Genomic DNA, 270 nt, shown 5'->3' on the forward strand with positions numbered 1-270 from the left:
GTTTCACCTACATCAAATATTAAAGCTCCAGACACCACCGCTCCTGCTGCACCGACTGATGTTGTTGTCAGTGATGATGGTGAGACGGTAACTGGTAAAGCTGAAGCAGGCTCAACGGTTGCTATCAAGGATGCCGCTGGAAATACTCTCGGTAGTGCAACGGTAGCCGCAGATGGTTCATTCACTGCGACCTTAAGCCCGGCACAAACCAACGGCCAGACCTTAAGTGTCACGGCTACTGATGCCGCGGGTAACCCGTCTTCAGTCGTC

General features: G+C 52.6%; 1 protein-coding gene. It reads left to right on the plus strand.

Features of this window, described 5'->3' with window-relative positions; translation table 11 throughout:
* On the plus strand, positions 1–270 hold a 270-nt coding region (locus tag HGT70_RS16505), incomplete at both ends, for an Ig-like domain-containing protein (RefSeq protein WP_214196585.1).

Source organism: Rosenbergiella collisarenosi (assembly GCF_018494085.1).
GTDB lineage: Bacteria > Pseudomonadota > Gammaproteobacteria > Enterobacterales > Enterobacteriaceae > Rosenbergiella > Rosenbergiella collisarenosi.